Raw genomic sequence first — 22373 nt, 5'->3', positions numbered from 1 at the left:
AACTGTAACGATGCTCTTTAAATCCTTTAAAACTGGGAGAATTGGCGGCACTCAATGAAGCCATCATTGAAAATATGCCCGAACAAATAATAGATTTTAAAAAAATAGAAAGAGAGGTTAATAATAATTGATATGACCATGATAAATGTTATGAACGATTTTTCTTCCCCAAAGTATGATGAGCATCGAATGGCAGTCGAAAGGTTGCGTAAAAAAGGACGGGACTGGGATTTTATTAAATATTATGGCAAGCATGATGTAGAGGGGCTAAAATATAAACTTGAATTATTACAAGAAGCCGATCAGATTCCAGAAGATTTGAATGCACAAATGTGGTTGGCGATCGTAGATTTTTTGCGTGAGGCAGAAGAGCTTGAACAGTTGATTGAAGAGAAAATTGCCAATAATCGTATTTTAAGTCGTCGGATAGATAATGATTTGACGATTCCAACTAGCGCCGCAAGTAGCTGGCTATTATATAAGAACAAGTTAATCCAACAACGTTGGACTGATGAATCGATAAAAGATGTTGAAAATACAACAATCAGTATTTTAAGAAAGCTCCGGGTAGAGACAGAGAATCCGATAAAAGGTTTAACCATTGGTCATGTGCAGTCAGGTAAAACAGCAAGTATGGCTGCATTAATGGCAATGGCAGCTGATTGGGAGTTTAATTTATTCATCGTTTTATCCGGAACAATTGAAAATTTGCGTAAACAAACAGAAGATCGTCTCATGGATGACTTGAAAAATCCAGGAAATCTTTCTTGGGAACGTTTAAGTCAGCTTTCATTAAAGCCGGGTTCTTCCCATAAAGTCAGCAGTCTTTTATTGAATGAAAGGTCACGTGACCGTTACTTAAATGTATGCTTGAAAAATAAGACACGATTAAATGATTTAATTCAATGGTTAAAAGAAGATGGAAAAAAGCTTTCTCAAATGCGTATTATTATTATTGATGATGAATCCGACCAAGGTGGAATAAATACAAATGATGTAAATGATTCCTTGGCGGAACGAACAGCATTGAATAAAGCAATTGTAGAACTCGTGAATATTCAAGCAAATGATGGTTCGAAACCATTAAGTATGAATTACGTCAGTTATACAGCTACACCCTATGCAAATTTTTTAAATGAAGCTTCACAAGAGTCCTTATACCCACGTGATTTTGTTGCTGTTCTAAATCCGGCGAAAGAATATTTTGGTGCCAAACAAATTTTTGGTTTAGACAATAATGAATATTATCGCGGGTTGCCAATTGTTCGTGAAATTTCCATTAACGACCGTGATTTAGTAGTAGATGGTATTCATAAAGGAGAGGAATCATATTTACCACAATCATTTGAAGATGCACTCCATTGGTTTTTATTAGCTACTTCCATTATGCGTTATCGTAAATATAAAAAGCCGATAAGTATGCTTGTACATACGAGTCAAAAGCAAATACATCATCAAATTTTTGCTGATTTAATCAACTCGTATTTCAGAAGTACATCGAAAGCGCAAATTATTGAAAATTGTAAAGTATTATATGAACAAGAGCAAAAAAAATTTACAAAAGAAGACTTTGAAATGGAGTTTGAAGTTTATCCAAATAAAGAGGATGTAAAAGATTATCCGCCATTTGAAAAAATTGAAGAAGAGCTAAAACGTTTAATCCGTCAATATCCTTCTCACATCAATGTGTTAGAAGATACAAAACGATTGGAATATCATGACGGATTGCATTTATGCATCGATAACTGTGCAAATAATGGTATAACGGAAGATTTAGAGCATGTACGTTTAGTATATCCAGATCCAAAATCACCAAATTACCCTGCTCCAGCGCCAGCATTTATTGTTATTGGTGGTAGTACATTATCGCGTGGTTTAACTATTGAGGGGTTAGTAAGCACATATTTCCTTCGTGCGACCTCTCAGGCAGATACGTTACTTCAAATGGGGCGTTTCTTTGGTTATCGTAAAGGTTATGAAATGTTACCGCGTATTTGGCTAACAAAGGATACAGAAGCGAAATTTAGATTTATGGCTACCCTTGAGGAAGAATTACGTGAGGATATTGAAACATATATTTTAGAAGGTATGGATGCCAACGAATACGGACCAAAAATTAAAAACTCACCGAAAGTATCATGGTTGCGAATTACAGCAAAAAAACGTATGCAAAGTGCAGAGGAAATCGATTTGGACTTCTCTGGGACATCGAGTCAGACCATTGTATTTGATGATGATGCGGTTATTCAGAGACAAAATATCAATGTAACCGAACAATTTCTAAATCATTTAGGTTCGCCAAACGAAACACGGAATAATCGAGGTCTCTATTGGGTAGATGTGTCGTTCCAACAAATTATGGATGACTTTTTCCGTAAATTTACATTTAGTCAGAATGGTGAATTCTCTAATATTGAAACCTTTTTTGAATGGTATCAAAAGAAACAAACGGAAGCCGGTTTTACTAACTGGAATGTCGTTTTATCTAGCAGTGGTAAGTTAGATGATCTCACACATAAACAATGGATAGTCTGTGGTCGTGGTGTAGGGCTAGCTACACGTAGTCGTCGTGGATCGGCTACTGGCGAAAAAATTAATATTGGTGTGTTACGTACTCCATCTGATTTATATGCAGATATGACGAAAGAAATGTATGACTCTATTCCAGAGGAATTTAAGTTAACACAAGCTGGGAAAGCAGAGCGCGCACGTATTGAAGATCAATTAGAAGAAATTGATCAAAAACAGCAAAAGAAAAGTGTTGTAAATGAGATACGTAAAGTTGCCGGTATTGGTTTAACACCTCAGCTACTTATATATCGTATTGATAAAGATTCAAAATTTGAAAAAGGACAAGGCCCAAATACAAAAGAAGCTGATAAACGTTATGACTTAAATGCTTCAGAAGATTTAATTGGTGTTAGTTTGTTTGTTCCGGGGTATCGTTCGGGCAAAAATTTAGCTACAAAATTGTCAATTCGAATTGAGAATCCAATGGGGGAGTCTGAAACGGAAGAAGGAAATGAGTAATGCAAATTGAGATTGCAGAGTTTGGGAAAATGTCCCAAACTGGCAGTTCATTATTAAAACTTATTCAAAATAACGATTTACCGATTTTAGATTTACTTGTCCGTGAAGCTGTGCAAAATAGTTTAGATGCGGGTATTCGTGTAGAAGGGCATGACTCTGTGTATGTGGACATTGGCATCAAGGATGTCAATGTCCCGAACTTTGCTAAGCATTTGGATGGAATTACAGATCGATTAATCGAAAAGTATGGAGCCTCCCCACAAAAGGCGATTTATATTGAAGATGCCAATACAACCGGATTAACGGGTTCATTAGACTTTAAACGTTCACCAAATGGCAATATTTTCAAACTAATCTATGGGATTAGCATGGCACAAGAAACACCAGGTGCTGGCGGGTCTTGGGGATTAGGGAAAACAGTTTATTTCCGTATAGGCATTGGCTTAGTTGTTTACTATACACATATTTTAAATGACAATGGTTGTTACGAGCATCGTTTAGCTGTGACATTAGTAGAAAACGAGAAAATGCCGGATCCGATTATTCCAAGATCCGCCGGAAAAGTCCCGAGCGGAATTGCCTGGTGGGGACAACGTATTTCATCTGATCAATTTGATACTATTCCAATTACAGATCAAGTATTGATTCGAGATATTTTACAATCCTTATCTATTGAGCCGTTTGAGGGTGACCGTCTTGGTACAAAAATCATAATTCCATTTATTGATGATCAGCAGTTACTAATTAAGCACGAAATCAATCCAGATGAAAACAAGCCATGGGAATCAAATGTAGTCGATTATATACGAGTGGGAATGCAACGTTGGTATGCACCGCGCTTAGCTAATAAAAAATATCATTATGGAAAATATTTAGACGGGCATGTCAATGGAGAGAGGCTAGAAAAGGACGATTTTTTACCAGTATTCCTTGAGTTACAATTAATGTACAACGCAGCTGCACTCGGTGTTAATTCAAATCGTTATTTTGTCAATGACATTCAAATTCGTAATTACTTTGAACACAATAAAGTAAATAACGCGGGGCGAGTAGCGTATAGGAAGTTCACTATGAAGGAGCTAGATATGCTAGCACCTTTAAATGGTCCGAGTCCATTTACATGTGTGAATAAGAAGAATCTGTATGTTGAGCAAAATGCTCCAATAATGGCTTATGCAAGAAGACCGGGAATGATTGTGAATTATGAAACAGATGGCGAATGGTGTAAAGGACTGGGTGCAACAGAAGAGAACGAATATTTAGTGGCTATTTTTGTGCCAAATTCCAATACGAAATTACTGAATCCAGAAAATGATGTCGTAGATTTAGAGGGCTATTTACGAAAAAGTGAGATGGCAGATCACACCACTTGGACAGACCTTATTATAAAAAGTAAACCGTTTGATATTGTTGAGAAAATTCGAGCACAAGCTCGCCGTAAAATCAAAGCGTCATTTGAAAATAAAAAAGAAGTGAAAGAAAAGCAATCTCTTAATAAACTAGCACGCAATGTTGGAAAGATGCTATTACCGCCGACCGGATTTGGACGTCGTGCTTCCAGTCGCAATCGAGCGGGCGGTCCGAAGCCTCCCACTATTAGAGGTAATCGTGGCAATAGTTTTACGATTGTATCACAAAAATATTTAGAAACTGGTACTTTAGAAGTTCATTTTCAATTGAAACTAGCAAAAAATGTTGCTGCTTTTACAATAGAGTTATATATTGCTTCCGAAGGTGGGAAAATCTCAGCAATGGATTGGGAATCAGTAGATAGTGTAGGGACACCATTCCCTGCACAAATTACGTACTATTCTTTCCCAAATACTATGGGTCTATTTGGGAGGTCCTCTGCTCAAAAAAGTGACAGCAAAGTGTTGCATGCTATACGTATTGAGAAAAGCGAAGTGCCAGTTGAATGTTCAGGTATATTAGTATTCACTTGTACTGACCCTCATGTGCAAGTCGAAATGTTGATGAAGCCAGAAGGAAGTGTAGACAATGGCTAATAAGATTAGCATGCATCGACTTTATAATGAGGCTATGGAAGAATTGTTAGATGTCTCGATAGATTTCCAGTTCTTTTACAGGGGTGAAGATGGTAGAGAATATGTCCTCAATCAAACTGAAGACTATGAATATAAAACATTGTTGAGTAATGAAGATGATAGCTGGGACTATGTAGAAAAAGGTTTTGGGCTCTCAGGCAATTTAAAACTAGGATGTCCATCCAGTTTGTTCGGACCAACGCAATTGGTAAATAGTGATGCCGAGTTAGGGATTGCGATGCAATGGCTGTCAAAGCAATCTTCTCAGCGCGGTGTTATCCCGGTTGGAACCATTACAAGTACAACGCTGAATGGTTTGATTATACCTATTGATTATTATTTCCCAAACGATAAATTATTTGGCGAAGTATATATTTCAATTGTCATTTATTTAAAAAAAGCGAGCCGCAATGGAATGCATGGACAATCACAACTACCAGGTACGATCTTAGGGAAGTTAGTAGAATGGGCTATTATTTTAGATGGATCTGGTTCGACATTCCCGATTGTGCTTGTAAATGAACCGGATAAACCTTTATGGTATGTCGACTTCAATTATACTGAGCCTTTAGTTGAACCGTTTGACAAAGAATATATCGCGATTTATTTAAATAAAGCACATGTCGCATTCCCGTCGATTCAAAACCCGAAAACGAAGCTCGATCAAGCATTATATGTGGAGTTTTTAGCAAGCGCCCTTCAGCTTATATTGCAAAACTTGATGGAATGTCCGGATTGGTATGATATTCAAGACGGGAGAAACTGCGAAGAAGGTTCTATTGGGCAAGTCATGCATTATTTTAAAACAACTCTGAATTGGGATTTCGATACGCCAGAAAAACTTGCGATGTCTCTTCGCAAAGATTTAGAGACAAGAGTAAAGACAGGTGAAATGTAGTGTGGGAAAGTGTGGTATATACAAAAGCACAAGCAAAATTTAAGTTTCAGCAAATTATGTCCGAACCGGAAAACTGTGCACCACGACAAGTCAAAGCGCCTTTCGATCAGCTGCGTGAAATCATGATGAATGAAAAAAAAACATTTTTAATGGATGGAATGAAGAAAATTAATTCTTATGCATTTGATTTGCATATGGGATTGTTATTGTACCGTGTACTAAAAGAATATTACCGCTTTAATGAGAGATTAGCAGCTCAAGATGAGATATGGCGTTATTTATCGTTAGAAGTATTTCCGGACTTAGTATACGAACGTTATGGGATGAATGATCAACGTTTTTTTAAAGGAACACGTCGTATTTGGCTGAAAGGTATTTGGTGGTATATTCATCTTTCTTGGCAAGGAACAGAGGAAGAAACGTTCGATACATTAAAAGATGATTCGTCGGATGAAATCCTACAGCTACTCGACCGATCAGGCACCGGCGGTTATCGTTTAGAACTGACACGCGAAATTATGCGTCAGTATAAAATACATGCTAGTAGCAAAGTTCCACAATTATTTCGTCGTGTGTTGAAATTAAACACCGCACGGTTAAATATGATTGAACCTAATTTAGTAGAAGGTGGCATAGAAACATACGTAACTGATTTGTATAATTATTTTTTAAATGATTTTTGCACAATTGGAGAAAAGAGTCCGGTATATGGAAAAATTACAAAAAATTAGAGATAGGTTCGCTTATTTTCGAATATCTGCAAAACGTTCCATCGCGTTCAAAGAGCTTTATTATTGGATTATAAAAATTGATGGGAAGCAAGGTGTTGCAATTGAAATCCCGACAGATAAACATGTAAATGAGCGGTTTGCCAGCATATCTTATTATACGAAAGAAATTGTAGTTGGTGGTGAAGAACGGCATTTATTAATGTTGCTATCCGATCATCCGAAGTTATACGATGATTTTGCAATTATTTGTTCAGGCTTTTTAGAGAAAGTACTCAATGCAGAATCCTATCAAGAAATCAAACAGAATCCAATCTCATGGTGGCATTCGATGAAAGAACTGATGGGCAATGCCAATATTGAAAAGGCAACCTATAGTGTAATAGCAGAAATGCTAAGTTATTATCATTTGCTTAAAGAAGAAAGGGACGTTTCTTGGGTTGGACCATTTGGTGGTTCTATTGATTTTAATTGTAATGATGGGAGTTATGAGGTGAAATCGACTGTAGCACGATATGGTTCAAAAATTACAATTAATAGTCAATACCAGCTAAAAGCAAAATATTTGTTATTTTATCGTTTTGAGCCAGATGTACACGGTATTTCAATTCAGGATATGGTAACAAAATTAGTAGAATTGGGAGTAGAAAAATCGGAAATAGAACGTGCACTTGAAAAGCTAAAATATCCACTTGGCAGTGAGGTTCGAAGAAAATCATATCGCCTGCTCGAAGTAAAGAAATATGAAGTCGATGAAAGCTTCCCAAAAATCGTACCAGAAAGTTTTAAAGATGAACAGTTGCCAAAACATATTAGCGGACTCGTTTATACATTAGATTTAGATGGTTTGAATGGGGCAGTTATCGACTTGAAGGAATTCCAATAGAAATAGTGATGTTTTTTTAAAATGAGCATCAAGGACGTAATTTCAACGCTCCAGATGAACGCAAAGAAGGTTTTGCCAAGATAACTCAATTCAGAAAACGCCTCTTCAGAGGCGTTTTTAAAATTAATTCGAGTAAGGAGTGGGTGAAAAATCAAACAGACCACTTTTTCCGGTTATTAAACAAAGGGAGTTTATCATTCACACTTACTTTGGTGGTAAGTTGTTGTTTTTTCATTCCGGTTCGAAAGAAAAACCCACCCAAATAATTAGTGAAAAGTGACGATAATCCTCCGGTATACTGAGGATATGAGGTCTCAAAAATAACTGTAACACATATATGTTAAGGTTAGTTATTTGCATGTAAAGTTGATGTAAATAACGGGAAAAGAATTATTATACTAATACTTAATCGCTGTTCCGGAGAACAAAGCAACGCCAATCTGCCCACCGTAAACGCCAGCCAGTCAGTCATAGTAATGGCATACGCGCCAATACTTGTCTTTCTTTACACTCCAAAATCCATGAAATAGGTTTCATTATCAATTTTATAGACTCTCACACTTGTTCTTCCGTAAGCGATGACATCCTGTGCGTATACTCTCCCACCGAAAGGAACACCAATCCGGTTACGGAAATACCGTCCCATGAGGCTGTTGTTCTTTTAATATTTACAAATAAAAATCCTTTTACACAAGTTTTACACTTTAACCGAATAAAACCTTGTAATTTCAATATTTATTAACCTATTTCGACCCCGGCCACCGGTATCTTATTACTGCTTGCTAATGCAGTGAAATCAACGTTTCTTACACTTTGTAAGGAACATTTTTTATTTATCTTCAATACGATTCTTATAAAAATAACGTGTACATATAATCGTGTGCGTACCTGTCATTAAACAAGGAGGAAATTTTATGACAAGGCGTACAAATGAATTATCAAATGATGAATTATCCATTATTAACTCACCGAGAATTGTAAAGGAAATCGATTTTAAAACGGCTCTTTCTTTATTTGTTGACGATTGTAAAATAAGAAATCTTAGACCACAAACAATCCAATATTACAGAAATGAATTATCGGTTTTTTATAAAATAATTCGAGAAAAGGAATTTAACCCTGCTCCTACCAAATAAAAAGCATAATTCTGGACATGAAAGAAAAAGGATTACAAACAGTTAGCATTAACACACGTTTAAGAGCCATTAGAGCATTTTCTAATTTTTTGAATCGCGAACGGCATATTTTAAAAAATCCACTAAATTACATAAAGCTACTAAAAGACCGTAGGAAAGTAGTTGAAACCTTTACTAATGAACAGCTTCAAACGCTTTTTAATCAGCCAAATTTACGCTCATTTGTTGGAGAGATTATACTATTACTGCTTGAAACAGGCATACGTGTGAGCGAATTAGATGGAATTTATGTTCAAGACATTTTATTGAATGAATCTAAACTTCATATCAGAAATACTAAGACGTATAAAGAGTGGATCGTACCTATACAGTCAAAGATGAAAACACAATTACTAAAATATATTCAAATTCGTGGGGGAATGGACACGGATGCTTTATTTGTCACTCATGATGGTGAAAAATGTCTAAAAGGCAATTTCAGAACAGAGTGACCTATTACGGCAAGCAGGCAGATATTAAAGGGGGAAGAGGCTCCTGCCACACGTTTAGACATACCTTTGCAAAATTAAGTGTAAAGAATGGTGCAGGAATTTTTGAATTAGGGCATACGAGTATAGTAATGGTGAGAGTATATGTCAATCTGTTTAGTGATGATGTGATGGATAAGCATAAATACTTTTCACCATTGATTAATCTTAATGTCAGAATGTAAATGAACTTTTCAATCAATCTACTTTGATTAAATATTCAAATTATTGTATATTTATAATGTTAAAGGAGGGATATATTTGGAGATAAAGTTTGCTAATTTATCAGATACATCGGTAATACATGATTTAATGATAAATGCATTTATCGAGTATAAAGACGAAATGCCACCTTCAAGTGCTTTGAAGGAAACTGTGCAATCCGTTTTAATTGCCTTAAAAGACGGAGAGAGGAGTTTAATTTGTTATATTGATAATCAGCCAGTTGGGATGGTTCGCTTTAAAATAAAAGAAGATAGTTTATATTTTTATAGACTATCAGTAATTCCAGAAATGCAGGGTCATGGTATTGCAAAAAAATTATTAAGTTTTTTAGAAGATTTTGCAATACAAAAAGAATTAACTACGATATTTTGCAAAGTTCGTATGACCGTGACTAAAAACATAAAATTATATAGTTCAATGGGGTATTACATCTACGATGAGGAAGTTGTACATAAGCCAAATGGTTTAAGTATAAAAGTTGTTTCAATGATGAAAAAACTAGGTTGAAAAATTATCGAAGTGAAAAAATAGAAGATTATTTGCTTGAATTAAACCAAGTCAATTATACTAATACTATTATTAGGTCGAAAGTAGATGAACTTTTTATTCCGGCTCAAACTGAAATTGAAAAGACAAAACTTGCTTATGAGTATGTTCGTGATGAAATATCTCATTCTTGGGATATACAAGGGAAACGAGTAACATGTAATGTATCGGATGTATTAGTGTATAAAGAAGGAATATGCTCGACCCCGACCACAGGTATCTCTTAAAAGTTTTGTCAGCGGGATTTATCGCCAATCTAACGTTACTCTCTTGTGGTGAAACGTTTTTTTTGTGTTAAATGAAGTATTGAGATTTAAAATATAAATCTATTAAAAAATAGAATCATGTTATTTCTCTTAGCAATATCAATATACGAAAGCTGCTAAAGCATTTAGAAAAAAAGAATTTCTCCTATGCTCCAAGGTATTTAGGGATTGATTGTCCTTTATTGATGGCGTAGCTGGCCATGATCCCTTAAAAGAATACATGTGCTCTCACCAAGTCTTAAAAGAAATAGCGAAAATGCTTAGACTGTATCATGATGCTGTTTGTGATTTTTCCATTCCAGGCAATTGGGAACGAATGGACAATACGCCTGGAGAAATAGAGGTTGTATGCCATAATGATTTTGCGATGTACAACATCATTTTCAAAGATAAAAAACCAGTAGGTATCATTGATTTTGATGTAGCTGCTCCTGGTCCAAGACTTTGGGATATCGCATATACTCTGTATACATGTGTACCTATCAGTAGGTTTTTTCGCACCAAAACAGGAGACATCGTAAACTATCATTCATCAGAACATGCAGACCAGATAAAGGATAGAGTCAAACTATTTTTTGAAGCTTATGGTGAGGAAATAGCAGAAGATTATTTGGAGATGCTGCTGCTGCGTTTAGAAGGATTATGTCAGTATATGAAACGAAAAGCGAGTGAGGGTGATATCGCTTTTCAAGACATGATTCATGAAGGACATCTTGAACATTATCAAAAAGACATTCAATTTATTCATGAACATAGAAAAGAATGGATGTAAAACTGAAAGAAAAAAGAATGAATGTAAAGAGGCGGCGTTGTGAACATGCAAACGAAGACGATATTACAGGCTATCATTCAAGACGAGGGAGTAAATGATTATCCTCTTTTTAGACAGTACTGTGTGAGAAAAGAACAGGGCCTGCGTAAAGATGCGCTAAACGTTCTTCAGGCCTTTATTGAAGAGATGAAAGAGAACGATTTTGAAGTACAGCGTGAATTTACTGCTTGGCTGTTTGAGTGGATTGAACGGTTTGAGGATGGTCATCATCTGCTTGTGTATCCGCTGGTAAATGGGGTGATCCAGCCTGTTTTTCAAACGTGGGAGAATGTTGATCCTATGGATGTGAGACCGTATCGCTGGAAAGGCTTGTTTGTGCATCAGGGAGAAGGGCTGCCTCATTTATTGAAGGCACTAGAGCTTGGGGGCAGCAAGGAACAGCGTGTGATTGTTCAAATTTGTGAAGTCTATTTATCGGCCTTGTGGTATTCGTTTCATCATATACATGAAGATCTTTATTTAAGCACCTATGAGAAAGATCAAGAGAGAATTCAAGGGATTGAAAGTGTTATGATGCTGATTCAAGATAAAAGAACTCGAACCAATGTTCAAAAACAAGCCGTCTATTATGGCCAGCTTTTAACGGACTGGATGGCGTTTCAGCAAACGGAAACAAGAGGTTTTATGAAATGGTGTGCGGAGCGTAAGAAACCGTATGAGTGGGTAGAGGCCTTTTATTATCAGCAATAGATGAGAAAACGGCAGAGTTCATTCTGCCGTTTTTTTAATGCCATATTCGCTTTGTTTCTATATGACCTGGACTAAAATATTTCAGAATATAGACATCTGGATTGCTTAGTTTCTCCCACTCTTCGAATCCAATCGTTGGATCGGCGTGTTTAAGAAGCAGGCTCATGATATTGCCATGTGTGACGAATAGGGTATGATCTTTTTCTAATTTTATTTGTTCATGGAGTGCTTCTACAATACGATTCATGGCTTCTTGGCTCGATTCTCCGCCTTCACAGGTCATATGTAAGTCTGTAAAACTGAGCTTTAGCTTCTCATACCAATTGTCTATTGGCTTACTGCTTAATACACGTTCAGAGAGGCGCTGATCGATTTTTATCTCGAGCTGTTTTGCATGAGCAAGGGGCTCAGTAGTTTGGATCGCTCGTTTATAAGGACTTGAGATAATCTGATTGAGATGAATGCTGGAAAAAAACTGTGCGAGTTCGTAAGATTGAGTGATGCCTTGTGGCGTTAAAGCTGCATCTTTAGATTGTCCATCTGCTTGGCAGTGTCTGACGATATAATATGTTTTCATTGGATACACCTTTCATTGAGTATAAAAAAATCATCCAGTATTGGATGAGGATTTACGAAGGTTAGGTAAGCTTGTTCGTATCTGTTTCTTTATAGGGATCTGTGAGCTTAGAGGTCAGGTCTAGGTTGAACAAAAAATCATCGACGGTGTCTGTACCAAAGGGAAGTGTGGAGAAGTTGATTGGGATGCTGTCTTCTTGCTTTTCTGAAGTGACTTGCTGTGCAGGCTGCTGCTTTTTTCTCCAGTTCTTAAACAAGCGCATGTGAGGCCCCCATTTCTTTAAAAAAGATGGATTTATACATAATATACGGGGAGAGTTGTCCAGGCGTCAAATGTTTTCTTCAAAAGGAACGATTCAATTGATAAAAAAGAGCCACAGGAAAGTGCGGCTCTTGTTGTCAGTTTACATTGCGCGTTGTAATGCTTGTAGTAATTTACGTTCGCATCTTAAGTTGTATTGCTTCTTATGGAGTTTCTCCCTTTTAAACTTGCCTATGACACGTCGAACATCGGGATGATAAATGATGAGGTCCCTGAAAGTTTGATCATGTAATAGTGCTTGAAACCAGCTATATTTTTTGAGATGTACTGCGTTCCTTGAGATATCCTCTTCATCCACTTGTAGAAAAGGGATATACACAGCAAGTGAAAAGATGTCTAAAATGAATCCCATTTTGCTTCCTCCTTTCATATTATTCATTACGCTTAGGAGAAGGCAAGGTTTCATTCAATAAACGTTAGAAACAATCCCAGTGCATAAACCATTCTTTTAATTCTTTGTTGTAATAGAAATACATCGTGCCGTTATCACCAATCATGAAACGAGGTTTTTCTTCTGAGGCGATTTGCAGCATGAATTCGCCTTGTTGTTGATGGGGTGGGGATTGAATATACGCCCCATATCCACCGATTTTTGTGAACGAATAATTTGTGTATTGATTAAAGAAGTGGTCCGTCGCTTCTTCACTTTCGTTTACTTCTGTTAGATCCACATATGACCATGCTTCTTCCCAGCAAGGGTAGTCCCTTTGCTCACTTTTGTTCCATTGGATTTGAAAGGGTTTGAGTCCTCTCACTTCTTCAGGAGTTTCAACTACTTCTAATTCTTCGATTGTTGAATATTCAATGAGCTTCCAGCCTTCGCCGTTTTTGGTGATATCAATCGGAAGTGCTTTCTGGTTGAGAAAGATTTGAATCATCTTACATTCATTGAAGCCGCTCATTCCTCCTGGCACTTCTGGTAAATAAATTTGTAAAATCGGAATCATGGCCCCATCTTGATCTGTCGGCCAGCCTTGATGAGGATCGATGAAAAAATGGCCGGCAAACCAGCTGTGTACAGCTGGTTCAGGACGGAAGCCGCCAATTTTGGCGATGGCTGGCGTTTTCCCAATTAGATTTAATTGTTGAAAAGCTTTGATTTCCATGGATTGTCCCTCCAGCCTTTAGCCTGCAATGTGTGCATCATGAAATGTGCCATTTATATTTCCTGTGACAATAATGACATGTCCCCAAAATAATTCACCGTCATGATAGTAGACTTCAAACTCTCCCTCAGGGTAAACATGCAGGCTTTCAAGTGAAATGCGGCTTATAAATTGATTCAGTGTGAGTTCTTCTTGCTTATCAGCTGATTCGTCTTGTTCTTGCCAATCTTTTGCTAGATCTATCAGCTGATTCGCAGCAAATGATTTAATAGAAGAATCCCATTTGGCCTGTTCTTGCATGAGTCGGTTTGCTGTTCGAAGAGAGTCATTTATTTTTTCATCTTCTTCGAGGTTGAAGTAGAGAAGGCACTCTTCATTGCTCCATTGAATCGTCTTTTCAAATAAGTCTAGTCCTTTCACTAACTCAAAGGTTCCGAGTGTATCATCATGATAAAACACAGGCTTTTGGGCTTCTTCTAAGATTTCTTGAAGCGCTTGATCCTTTGTGTCTGTATCGATCAAAGATACAAGCATGAATTCACTTTCGCCTTTTCGAACCTGAAGTGTAACGATTGATTCTTTATGTAATTGTGCCTGTTTTTCCCGTAATCCCTCGTCATCTGTTAACCAGCAAAGTCTTACATTTTCGGTTATGATATGGCCGTTTTCTTTCCAAGCAATCAGTGGAATAGAAGCGGTCCAAAGAGGTGCCTGTCCTGCTTTCCCTGCCCCTACGCCAGAAGGTCCTGTAACAGCAATGATAGTGACTACATCTTCTGAAAATCTCTCTTCAAAAGTGTTGATTTGTTTGTTAATCTTCATGTGATGTCCTCCAGCCTGATTTTTTGTCATGAACATAAGGATGATATGATTAAAAGCTACCTCTTAATCACACCGCACATCAGTAGGGAAAATCAAGCTTTTTTTGTTTAAAACTGTTTTTTTAGGGAGGTACATGGATTAATGGAGCTTGAGTCACAATAAAAGAAGCATGGCTCGAATTTTGTATAAATTTGGGTAAGTGAGTCGAAAAGCCTAGGTTATTCTTCCTTTTCTTTATAATTACTTTGACACGAATAGATGAAAAAAGTAAAGTAATACTGAGTGATTTACAAAACCTTCTTCATCCACTAAAACATGAAGTGTGCGTAAATTTAATGTAAATGGATATTTTTCCTTTTATTTACTCGTATTTTTTTTGAAACTTATGATGCCTCTCATTCGTTATATTAAAGGAGCGCATGTATCCGGCGGAGACAGAGCATCGGCATGCTTGGTGAAGAAGATTTACATTTGCAAAATGAATGTAAATTTTTTATGATTTCATTTATATCAGAACGATGATAAGAAAGAAGAGGTTTTATGAAAAAAATATTTGCAAACAAATATAGCTTTTTTGTTTTGGCTGTCCTTTTATTCTGGGCAAAATCGTACACAGCCTACAAAATGGACTTTAATTTAGGAGTAAAGGGTTCTTTTCAAGAGGGGCTTCTCTTATTAAATCCATTTAGTTCAGCCATTGTGTTTTTTGGACTTGCTCTCTTTTTGAAGGGGCGTAAATCTGCCATTGTTTTAATTGTTATTGATTTTATTATGACCGCACTTTTATATGCAAATGTAGCGTATTACCGTTTCTTTGATGACTTTTTGACTTTCTCAACAATGAAACAGGCAGGAAATCTTGGGGGAGGCATGACTGGCGGTGTGTTAGCAAGCATTAAGCCGCATGACCTTTTGTACTTCCTTGATATTATCATCTTGATTGCGATTGTCATTTGGAGACCAGAAGTGAAGAAGTTCCAAATGAAAAAGACGTTTGCTCTGCTGATTGTAGCTGCAGGTATTGGACTGTTCTTTGTAAACCTTCATTTGGCTGAAAAAGATCGTCCAGAATTATTAACGAGAACCTTTGATCATAAGTATGTTGTCAAATACTTAGGTGTTTATAATTATACGATTTATGACGGGGTACAAGCAGCACAAAACGCAACACAGGTAGCAAATGCAAGCAGTGAAGATTTAACGGATGTTGTGAACTATACGTCATCTCACTATGCGAAGCCAAATGCAGAGTATTTTGGTAAAGCAAAAGGCAAAAACATTATTAAAATTCATTTAGAAAGCTTCCAGTCTTTCTTAATTGACTACAAATTAAATGGAGAAGAAGTGACTCCATTCTTAAACAAACTGGCTCATGGGAAAGACGACTTTACGTATTTCGATAACTTCTTCCATCAGACTGGTCAAGGGAAGACATCAGATGCTGAGCTGATGATGGATAATAGTATGTTTGGCTTGCCAGAGGGAGCAGCATTTGTGACAAAGGGTGAAAATACCTTCCAATCACTACCTGCCATCCTAGATCAAAAAGCAGGCTATACGAGTGCAGTGCTTCACGGGGACTATAAATCTTTCTGGAACCGTGACACGATTTATAAACATATGGGAATTGATCAATTCTTTGATGCTTCTTATTACAACATGGATGAAGAAAACCTTGTGAATATGGGTCTGAAGGATAAACCGTTCTTCAAAGAATCAATTCCAATGCTAGAATCAATGAAAAAGCCATTTTATGCACATTTAATGACACTGACAAATCACTATCCATTTAATTTAGATGAAAAAGATGCGACAATCGCTAAGGCAACAACGGGCGATAAAACAGTCGATAACTATTTCCAAACAGCAAGATATTTAGATGAGTCATTAGAGCAATTCTTCAAAGACTTGAAAAAATCAGGTATGTATAAAGACTCAGTCATTTTATTATATGGTGACCATAACGGTATTTCTGAGAACCATAACCGTGCAATGAGTGAAATTCAAGGGAAAGAAATCACTCCTTATCAAAATGCACAAAACCAGCGTGTACCGCTCATGATTCGTATCCCTGGTAAGCAGGGCGGCGTGAACCATACGTATGGTGGTGAAGTCGACGTTATGCCAACACTTCTTCACTTACAAGGTATCGATTCAAATGAATTCGTGAATTTTGGAACAGACCTATTCTCTAAAAAGCATGATCAGACCGTTGCCTTCCGTAATGGAAACTATGTGACACCGAAATATACACTTGTCGATAATACCGTTTATGATACGAAAACGGGTAAAGTGGTGAAACAAAATAAAAAGACAGAGGCGATTAAAGCCCGTGTTGATAATCAGTTAAGTCTTTCAGATAAAGTGCTCTACAGGGATCTTCTTCGATTCCATAAGTTATCTGATTTCAAACCAGTGAATCCATCGGATTATTTCTATGGTAAAGCAAACAAAGAAAAAGAAGCGGATTCTTCTGCTAACTAACTGAGTTTTGGGCAAGCACAGAAAGGTGCTTGCCTTTTTCTCTCTCATTGCTTGATTTGTTGGCAAAATATGTTTATATTTAGGGAGAAACAAGCGTGATGCCGGCTGACGCTGGTGACACACATTTCGTCCTTGGGGAATTCAGGAGGAGCTTATGACAACAAATACAAAAACACAAAAAAAGAAATCAGAATTATGGGGCTGGATCAAAGCCATCTTAATCGCATTTATTGCTGTTTTTATCATCCGGAACTTTTTATTCGCGCCATACATTGTCAAAGGATCTTCTATGTATCCGACATTGCATGATACAGAGCGGGTGTTTGTGAATAAAACAGTTGATTATTTCGGTGATTATAAACGGGGCCAGATCATTGTTCTTGATGGGGAAGACCGCAGCACCCATTATGTCAAACGATTGATTGGTTTACCTGGTGATAAAATTGAAATGAAAAATGATCAGCTATATGTTAATGGAAAAAAAGTGGCGGAGCCTTACTTAGCGTCAAACAAAAAGAAAGCAGCTGCAGATGGCACCTTGCTGACACCTGATTTTGGTCCTCTTACTGTTCCAAAAGGAAAGTACTTTGTCATGGGGGACAATCGCCAAAATTCAATGGACAGCCGCAACGGCTTAGGTCTTTTTACAAAGCGTGATATTCAAGGAACTACCTCATTTGTATTTTATCCTTTCCAAGACATTCGATTACTCAATCAATAATAAACAATAAAAAAGCACACAGCTGTGTGCTTTTTTCTATGTCATTCAGAACTGACTTTTTGTAATCGCCTGTTCAAGATCTGCAAGAATATCTTCAATCGCTTCTGTCCCAACAGATAAACGAATGAGCTCTGGTGTGACACCTGTTGCTTTTTGTTCTGCCTCACTTAATTGTTGATGCGTTGTGCTGGCAGGATGAATGATGAGAGATTTAGAATCGCCCACGTTTGCGAGATGGGAGAAAAGCTTCACAGAATCAATGAGCTTTTTACCTGCTTCGCGTCCACTTTTAATACCGAACGTGAGGATCGCGCCTTGTCCTTTTGGTAAATAGGTTTGAGCAAGCTCATAGGATTCGTGACTTTCAAGGCCCGGATAGCTTACCCAATCGACAAGAGGATGATCCTGTAAGAATTGTGCTGTTTTCAAAGCATTTTCACTATGCCGCTCAAGACGAAGGTGTAATGTTTCTAAACCTTGCAGAAGTAAAAATGAGTTGAATGGCGACAGAGCTGCCCCTAAATCACGTAAGAGCTGTACTCGTGCTTTTGTGATATAAGCCGCTTCTCCAATTGCTTCTGTATATGTCAGCCCGTGATAGCTTGGATCTGGTTCAGTCAGCCCTTTGAACTTATCGCTGTCAGCCCAAGGGAATCGGCCGCTATCAACGATGACACCGCCAATTGATGTACCATGACCGCCAATAAATTTCGTCGCTGAGTGGACAACAATGTCAGCACCGAACTCAATAGGTCTTAATAAATAAGGGCTGGCGAGTGTGTTGTCCACAATAAGCGGGATATGATGCTTGTGTGCAATGGCTGAGATGGCTTCAATATGTAAAATGTCGCCTTTTGGATTCCCAATGCTCTCTGCATACACTGCCTTTGTTTTGTCAGTAATCGCTGCTTCGAGTTCTTCAAGGTTGGATGAATCGACGAATTTTACTGTAATTCCAAGTTTTTTGAGTGTATGGGCAAATAAATTGTAGGTGCCGCCATAAAGACTGCTTGAGGAAACGATTTCATCTCCGGCTCCTGCAATGTTTAAAATAGAATAAGTCGTCGCTGCTTGTCCAGAAGAAACAGCAAGTGCACCAATTCCACCTTCAAGCTCAGCGATACGCTTTTCAAATACGTCATTTGTAGGGTTCATAATACGTGAATAAATATTTCCCGGTTCCTGAAGACCAAATAAATTCGCTGCATGCTCACTATCTCTAAAACCAAAGGAGCTCGTTTGGTAAATAGGCACGGCTCTTGAATAGGTCGCTGAATCAAGCTCCTGACCTGCGTGAATGGCTTTTGTTTCTAAACGAAATGGACGTTCTTCTGACATGGGTGTATCCTCCTTTTGTTAGATAAAACCAACTGTTTTGATAAGAAATATTTAATAAGACTATAAATCTTGTTCCTTGCTTGGTCAATCATTTTTTAGATAAATCTGAAAAAACAATAAATGTAGTTGACAGGTAGGAATAGTGTGTATTAACATGAGCATACTGAAAACACGAACAAGAATGGCTGATCGGTCAACCGAAGGCTCTATCACTCAAATATGAGTGAAGAGCCTTTTTTTATTTGAATGAGAAAGGATGATGAAGATGGAAAAAAAGAAAAAACGAAAAAAATACAGAAAACATATGGATATCACACTAGACATATTGATTGAGCGCAACAAATATGAGATTTACAGTAACAAGGAACGAATAGAAGCGATTTACGATCGAATCGATGAAAAGCATACAAGGACAAAATAACCATTTTATAAAATTGAGTTGATTTATAAGATTAGTATGATTTAGGATGGTGCTAACAAATCAATATGATTAGCTGATCGGACAACGCGAAGGCTCTTATCTCTTTTTTGGGATAAGGGCCTTTCTGTGTATTTATCTGATCGCAAGAGGAGTGGAGGGTTTCAATGACGATTTCAATTGATATTGTGGATAAATCCTTTTGGAAAGACAAACAGACCATTCGGGTTCTTGAAGACTTAAGATTGAGCATGATTCCAGGTGAATTTGTAACAGTGATAGGTCCGAGTGGATGCGGAAAAAGTACGTTGCTAAAAATCATAGGTGGGCTCGACACAGCGTATGATGGACAAATTTTGATAGGAGACAGACGGGTTACAGAACCAGGAATGAAACAGGGCTTTATCTTTCAGGAACACCGCCTGTTTCCATGGCTGTCAATCGAAGAAAACATAGCAGCCAATTTCAATTTAAAACAACAGGATGTACGCCGTAAAGTGGATGAATTGATTGAAATTGTTCGATTAAAAGGATTTGAACATGCTTATCCACATGAGCTTTCAGGAGGAATGTCGCAACGGGTTGCCATTGCGAGAGCACTCCTTCGTGATCCGGAGATCTTATTGCTTGATGAACCGTTTGGTGCGCTGGATGCATTCACACGAAAACACTTGCAGGATGTGCTGCTGGACATTTGGCAGGAGAAAAAAACAACGATGATGCTCGTAACTCATGATATTGATGAATCGATTTATTTAGGAAATGAAATTGTGCTAATGCAAGCGAGACCTGGCCGAATCCATAAAATTCTTCCTGTAAATCTACCTTTTCCGCGTGATCGAACGTCAACCTCTTTTCAACATTTAAGACAAAAGGTGCTTTCGGAATTTGAGAAAACAGATGAATTGTTACTAACTGATGGATCAGGGATTTAGGGAGGGGAAATCGCATGAAAAAGATACAAATGATCATGATTTTTTTGAGTCTTCTACTTGTTTTAGCAGGGTGTGGTCAAGCAGCAGACGGCTCAGAAAACAAGGTGAAAGAAATTCGGATTGGGATTCAGCAAAGTTTGAGCCCGCTGCTTTTAGCAAAGGAAAAAGGGTGGTTTGAACAATCATTTGAAAAAGAAGGAGTGAAGGTAAAGTGGGTGGAGTTTCAAAGTGGTCCTCCCCAATTTGAAGGACTTGCTGCAAATCAATTAGATTTCTCGCAAGTTGGAAACTCACCTGTCATATCAGGTCAGGCAGCTGGTATTAATTTTAAGGAAATTGGTTTATCTCAGGATGGGCTGAAAGCGAACGGTATTTTAGTGAATAAGAACAGTAAGATTCAAAAAGTAGAAGACTTAAAAGGGAAAAAAATCGCTGTCGCTAAAGGGAGCAGCGGCTTTGACTTTTTATACAAAGTATTAGATCAGGCAGGTTTATCTGCGAAGGATGTTCAGATCATTCAGCTACAGCCAGATGAAGCGATATCAGCATTTGAAAATGGGTCCGTTGATGCTTGGTCGATCTGGGAGCCGTTCTTATCACTTGAAACGATAAAGAAAGGAGCAAAGCTGCTGGTGAATGGGGAAGCGACCGATTTATATTCTCCAGGTTTCACACTTGTTCGAACTCAGTTTGCTGATCAGCATCCTGAACTAGTAGTGAAATTCTTAAAGGTATATGACCATGCGGTGAAGTGGCAGAAAGCACATCCAGAAGAGGCTGTTACTCTATATGCGCGTTTAAAAAATTTAGATAAGAAGGTCGTTACACAAGTATTAAACAATACGGAACCACTCAATAAGCCCATTTCGAAGAAGATCATCAATGCTCAGCAGCATACCGCTGATTTTCAATATAAAACAAAGGCGATCCAGCGGAAAATTGATGTCAATCAGGTTGTAGATAATTCGTTTATTGAAAAAATGCTAAAAGAGGAGATGAGTAAATGAAAGCTATTTCGAACCCGGCTTTAGCATCTAAAATTGAGCGGTCAAAGAAAAAAAGGAGCAAAGCTTCTTCTTTATATAAGTTAAAGGGACTGGTATTACCTGTTCTACTTATTGCGGTTTGGCAGATCATAGCTGGTTCTCAAATCGTTTCTTCCACTGTACTTCCTGCGCCTGTCTTGATTGCAGAATCTTTTCGAGATTTATTTCGTTCTGGTGAACTGTTTGGTCATCTTTACATCAGCCTTTATCGAGCGATATGTGGATTTTTACTTGGGGGTGGTTTAGGTCTTTTGCTGGGCGTATGCGTAGGGTTTTCTAAAAAAACAGAGCAGTATGTAGATCCGACGTTGCAAATGCTGAGAACCGTTCCACATTTAGCGGTCACTCCTTTATTTATCCTCTGGTTTGGCTTTGATGAAACGGCGAAAATTTTATTGATTGCACTTGGGGCTTTTTTTCCGATTTATATTAATACTTTTCTAGGTATTCGCAGTGTAGATAATAAGCTGTTTGATGTGGCCCGCGCCTTAGAGTTTAATCTGTATCAAAGCATCACAAAGCTGATTTTACCGGCTGCTCTTCCTCATATTCTTCTGGGCGTGAGGCTGTCATTAGGAATTGCTTGGCTTGGACTAGTGGTAGCTGAGTTGATGGGTTCAAGCAGCGGCGTCGGCTATATGATTATGGATGCAAGGCAATTCTCTCAAACGGATAAAGTGTTTGTAGGAATTATCATCTTTGCAGTAGTAGGTAAGCTGACAGATTCATTTGTACGTCTGTTAGAAAAGCGTCTGCTCAAGTGGCGCACTAGTTATCAAGGTGAATAATAACAGGG

22 protein-coding genes and 2 pseudogenes are annotated in these 22373 nt (G+C 37.7%); 17 read left to right on the top strand and 7 right to left on the bottom strand.

The annotated features are described in order from the left end of the window. Positions 1-189 precede the first annotated feature (189 nt). Genes JVX94_RS10130 through JVX94_RS10110 form a run of 5 tightly spaced genes read left to right on the top strand, consistent with a single transcriptional unit; the run spans position 190 to position 7587 of the window. On the top strand, positions 190-3030 hold the full coding sequence (locus JVX94_RS10130) for a Z1 domain-containing protein (protein ID WP_205182944.1): 2841 nt from the start codon (positions 190-192) through the stop codon (positions 3028-3030). Next, the gene (locus tag JVX94_RS10125; protein ID WP_205182941.1) at positions 3030-5036 is read left to right on the top strand and encodes a hypothetical protein; all 2007 of its coding nucleotides are present in this window, start codon (positions 3030-3032) and stop codon (positions 5034-5036) included. Before JVX94_RS10130 ends, JVX94_RS10125 begins: the two co-directional genes overlap by 1 nt. Beyond that, on the top strand, positions 5029-5973 hold the full coding sequence (locus JVX94_RS10120; protein WP_024425357.1) for a hypothetical protein: 945 nt from the start codon (positions 5029-5031) through the stop codon (positions 5971-5973). Before JVX94_RS10125 ends, JVX94_RS10120 begins: the two co-directional genes overlap by 8 nt. Then, a complete protein-coding gene (locus tag JVX94_RS10115; protein ID WP_205182938.1) occupies positions 5973-6704 on the top strand; it encodes a DUF6339 family protein in 732 nt (243 codons plus the stop codon). Before JVX94_RS10120 ends, JVX94_RS10115 begins: the two co-directional genes overlap by 1 nt. Continuing rightward, the gene (locus JVX94_RS10110; RefSeq protein WP_205182935.1) at positions 6682-7587 is read left to right on the top strand and encodes a PD-(D/E)XK motif protein; all 906 of its coding nucleotides are present in this window, start codon (positions 6682-6684) and stop codon (positions 7585-7587) included. Before JVX94_RS10115 ends, JVX94_RS10110 begins: the two co-directional genes overlap by 23 nt. 505 nt (positions 7588-8092) lie before the next feature. Here the strand turns inward: JVX94_RS10110 and JVX94_RS19790 are convergent. Next, positions 8093-8233, bottom strand: a complete 141-nt coding sequence (locus tag JVX94_RS19790; RefSeq protein WP_193743937.1) for a hypothetical protein — start codon at positions 8231-8233, stop codon at positions 8093-8095. Positions 8234-8501: 268 nt separating this feature from the next. Here JVX94_RS19790 and JVX94_RS19785 point away from each other — a divergent pair, with 268 nt between their 5' ends. From JVX94_RS19785 to JVX94_RS10085, 6 genes and pseudogenes are all read left to right on the top strand, one after another. Then, complete coding sequence (locus tag JVX94_RS19785) at positions 8502-8723, top strand: hypothetical protein (RefSeq protein WP_411210258.1); 222 nt, start codon at positions 8502-8504, stop codon at positions 8721-8723. A gap of 17 nt (positions 8724-8740) precedes the next feature. Further along, positions 8741-9435 (top strand): annotated as a pseudogene (locus JVX94_RS10105) (tyrosine-type recombinase/integrase). 76 nt (positions 9436-9511) lie between these two features. Then, positions 9512-9982, top strand: a complete 471-nt coding sequence (locus tag JVX94_RS10100; RefSeq protein ID WP_205182932.1) for a GNAT family N-acetyltransferase — start codon at positions 9512-9514, stop codon at positions 9980-9982. Further along, positions 9979-10248 (top strand): hypothetical protein, encoded by a 270-nt coding sequence (locus tag JVX94_RS10095; protein ID WP_024425351.1) that lies wholly within the window; start codon positions 9979-9981, stop codon positions 10246-10248. The genes JVX94_RS10100 and JVX94_RS10095 overlap by 4 nt, the downstream gene beginning before the upstream one ends. A 140-nt stretch (positions 10249-10388) precedes the next feature. Further along, positions 10389-11059: pseudogene (locus tag JVX94_RS10090) on the top strand (phosphotransferase); the annotation flags it as partial. A 45-nt stretch (positions 11060-11104) separates the two neighbouring features. Then, positions 11105-11809 (top strand): hypothetical protein, encoded by a 705-nt coding sequence (locus JVX94_RS10085; protein ID WP_205185543.1) that lies wholly within the window; start codon positions 11105-11107, stop codon positions 11807-11809. Between the two features lie 34 nt (positions 11810-11843). On the opposite strand, the gene JVX94_RS10080 is transcribed toward JVX94_RS10085, so the two are convergent. From JVX94_RS10080 to JVX94_RS10060, 5 genes are all read right to left on the bottom strand, one after another. Next, complete coding sequence (locus tag JVX94_RS10080; protein ID WP_205182931.1) at positions 11844-12386, bottom strand: histidine phosphatase family protein; 543 nt, start codon at positions 12384-12386, stop codon at positions 11844-11846. A 61-nt stretch (positions 12387-12447) separates the two neighbouring features. Further along, positions 12448-12648 carry a hypothetical protein gene (locus JVX94_RS10075; protein WP_095408043.1) on the bottom strand — a complete coding sequence of 67 codons (201 nt, stop codon included), beginning with the start codon at positions 12646-12648 and terminating at the stop codon, positions 12448-12450. 141 nt (positions 12649-12789) lie between these two features. Next, positions 12790-13059 carry a hypothetical protein gene (locus JVX94_RS10070; RefSeq protein ID WP_205182929.1) on the bottom strand — a complete coding sequence of 90 codons (270 nt, stop codon included), beginning with the start codon at positions 13057-13059 and terminating at the stop codon, positions 12790-12792. Between the two features lie 64 nt (positions 13060-13123). Next, entirely contained in the window at positions 13124-13813 is a 690-nt protein-coding gene (locus tag JVX94_RS10065) for a DUF1963 domain-containing protein (RefSeq protein ID WP_205182927.1), read from the bottom strand. A gap of 18 nt (positions 13814-13831) precedes the next feature. Next, the gene (locus JVX94_RS10060; protein WP_205182925.1) at positions 13832-14635 is read right to left on the bottom strand and encodes a DUF2262 domain-containing protein; all 804 of its coding nucleotides are present in this window, start codon (positions 14633-14635) and stop codon (positions 13832-13834) included. A gap of 540 nt (positions 14636-15175) precedes the next feature. On the opposite strand from JVX94_RS10060, the gene ltaS reads away from it, so the two are divergent. Both ltaS and lepB read left to right on the top strand, forming a co-directional pair. Further along, a complete protein-coding gene (ltaS, locus tag JVX94_RS10055) occupies positions 15176-17119 on the top strand; it encodes a lipoteichoic acid synthase (protein ID WP_048240180.1) in 1944 nt (647 codons plus the stop codon). Between the two features lie 154 nt (positions 17120-17273). After that, on the top strand, positions 17274-17840 hold the full coding sequence (lepB, locus tag JVX94_RS10050; protein WP_144469974.1) for a signal peptidase I: 567 nt from the start codon (positions 17274-17276) through the stop codon (positions 17838-17840). A 45-nt stretch (positions 17841-17885) separates the two neighbouring features. Here lepB and JVX94_RS10045 read toward each other — a convergent pair whose 3' ends face one another. Further along, on the bottom strand, positions 17886-19178 hold the full coding sequence (locus JVX94_RS10045; protein WP_205182923.1) for a homocysteine synthase: 1293 nt from the start codon (positions 19176-19178) through the stop codon (positions 17886-17888). 265 nt (positions 19179-19443) lie between these two features. Between JVX94_RS10045 and JVX94_RS10040 the strand changes: the two genes are divergently transcribed. The 4 genes from JVX94_RS10040 to JVX94_RS10025 all read left to right on the top strand — a co-directional run bounded on the left by JVX94_RS10040 (position 19444) and on the right by JVX94_RS10025 (position 22365). Then, positions 19444-19599, top strand: coding sequence for an FbpB family small basic protein (locus tag JVX94_RS10040; protein WP_048240183.1), 156 nt, complete (start codon positions 19444-19446; stop codon positions 19597-19599). A gap of 164 nt (positions 19600-19763) precedes the next feature. After that, entirely contained in the window at positions 19764-20531 is a 768-nt protein-coding gene (locus tag JVX94_RS10035) for an ABC transporter ATP-binding protein (RefSeq protein WP_205182921.1), read from the top strand. A gap of 29 nt (positions 20532-20560) precedes the next feature. Continuing rightward, on the top strand, positions 20561-21538 hold the full coding sequence (locus tag JVX94_RS10030; RefSeq protein ID WP_481748193.1) for an aliphatic sulfonate ABC transporter substrate-binding protein: 978 nt from the start codon (positions 20561-20563) through the stop codon (positions 21536-21538). Further along, positions 21535-22365, top strand: coding sequence for an ABC transporter permease (locus JVX94_RS10025; RefSeq protein WP_205182919.1), 831 nt, complete (start codon positions 21535-21537; stop codon positions 22363-22365). Before JVX94_RS10030 ends, JVX94_RS10025 begins: the two co-directional genes overlap by 4 nt. Positions 22366-22373: the final 8 nt, after the last annotated feature.

The sequence above is a fragment of the Bacillus sp. PDNC022 genome, from assembly GCF_016919285.1.
GTDB classification, from domain to species: Bacteria; Bacillota; Bacilli; order Bacillales; family Bacillaceae; genus Bacillus; species Bacillus safensis.
The sequence above is the reverse complement of the archived record's forward strand: the minus strand, read 5'-3'. Positions and strand labels throughout refer to the sequence as shown.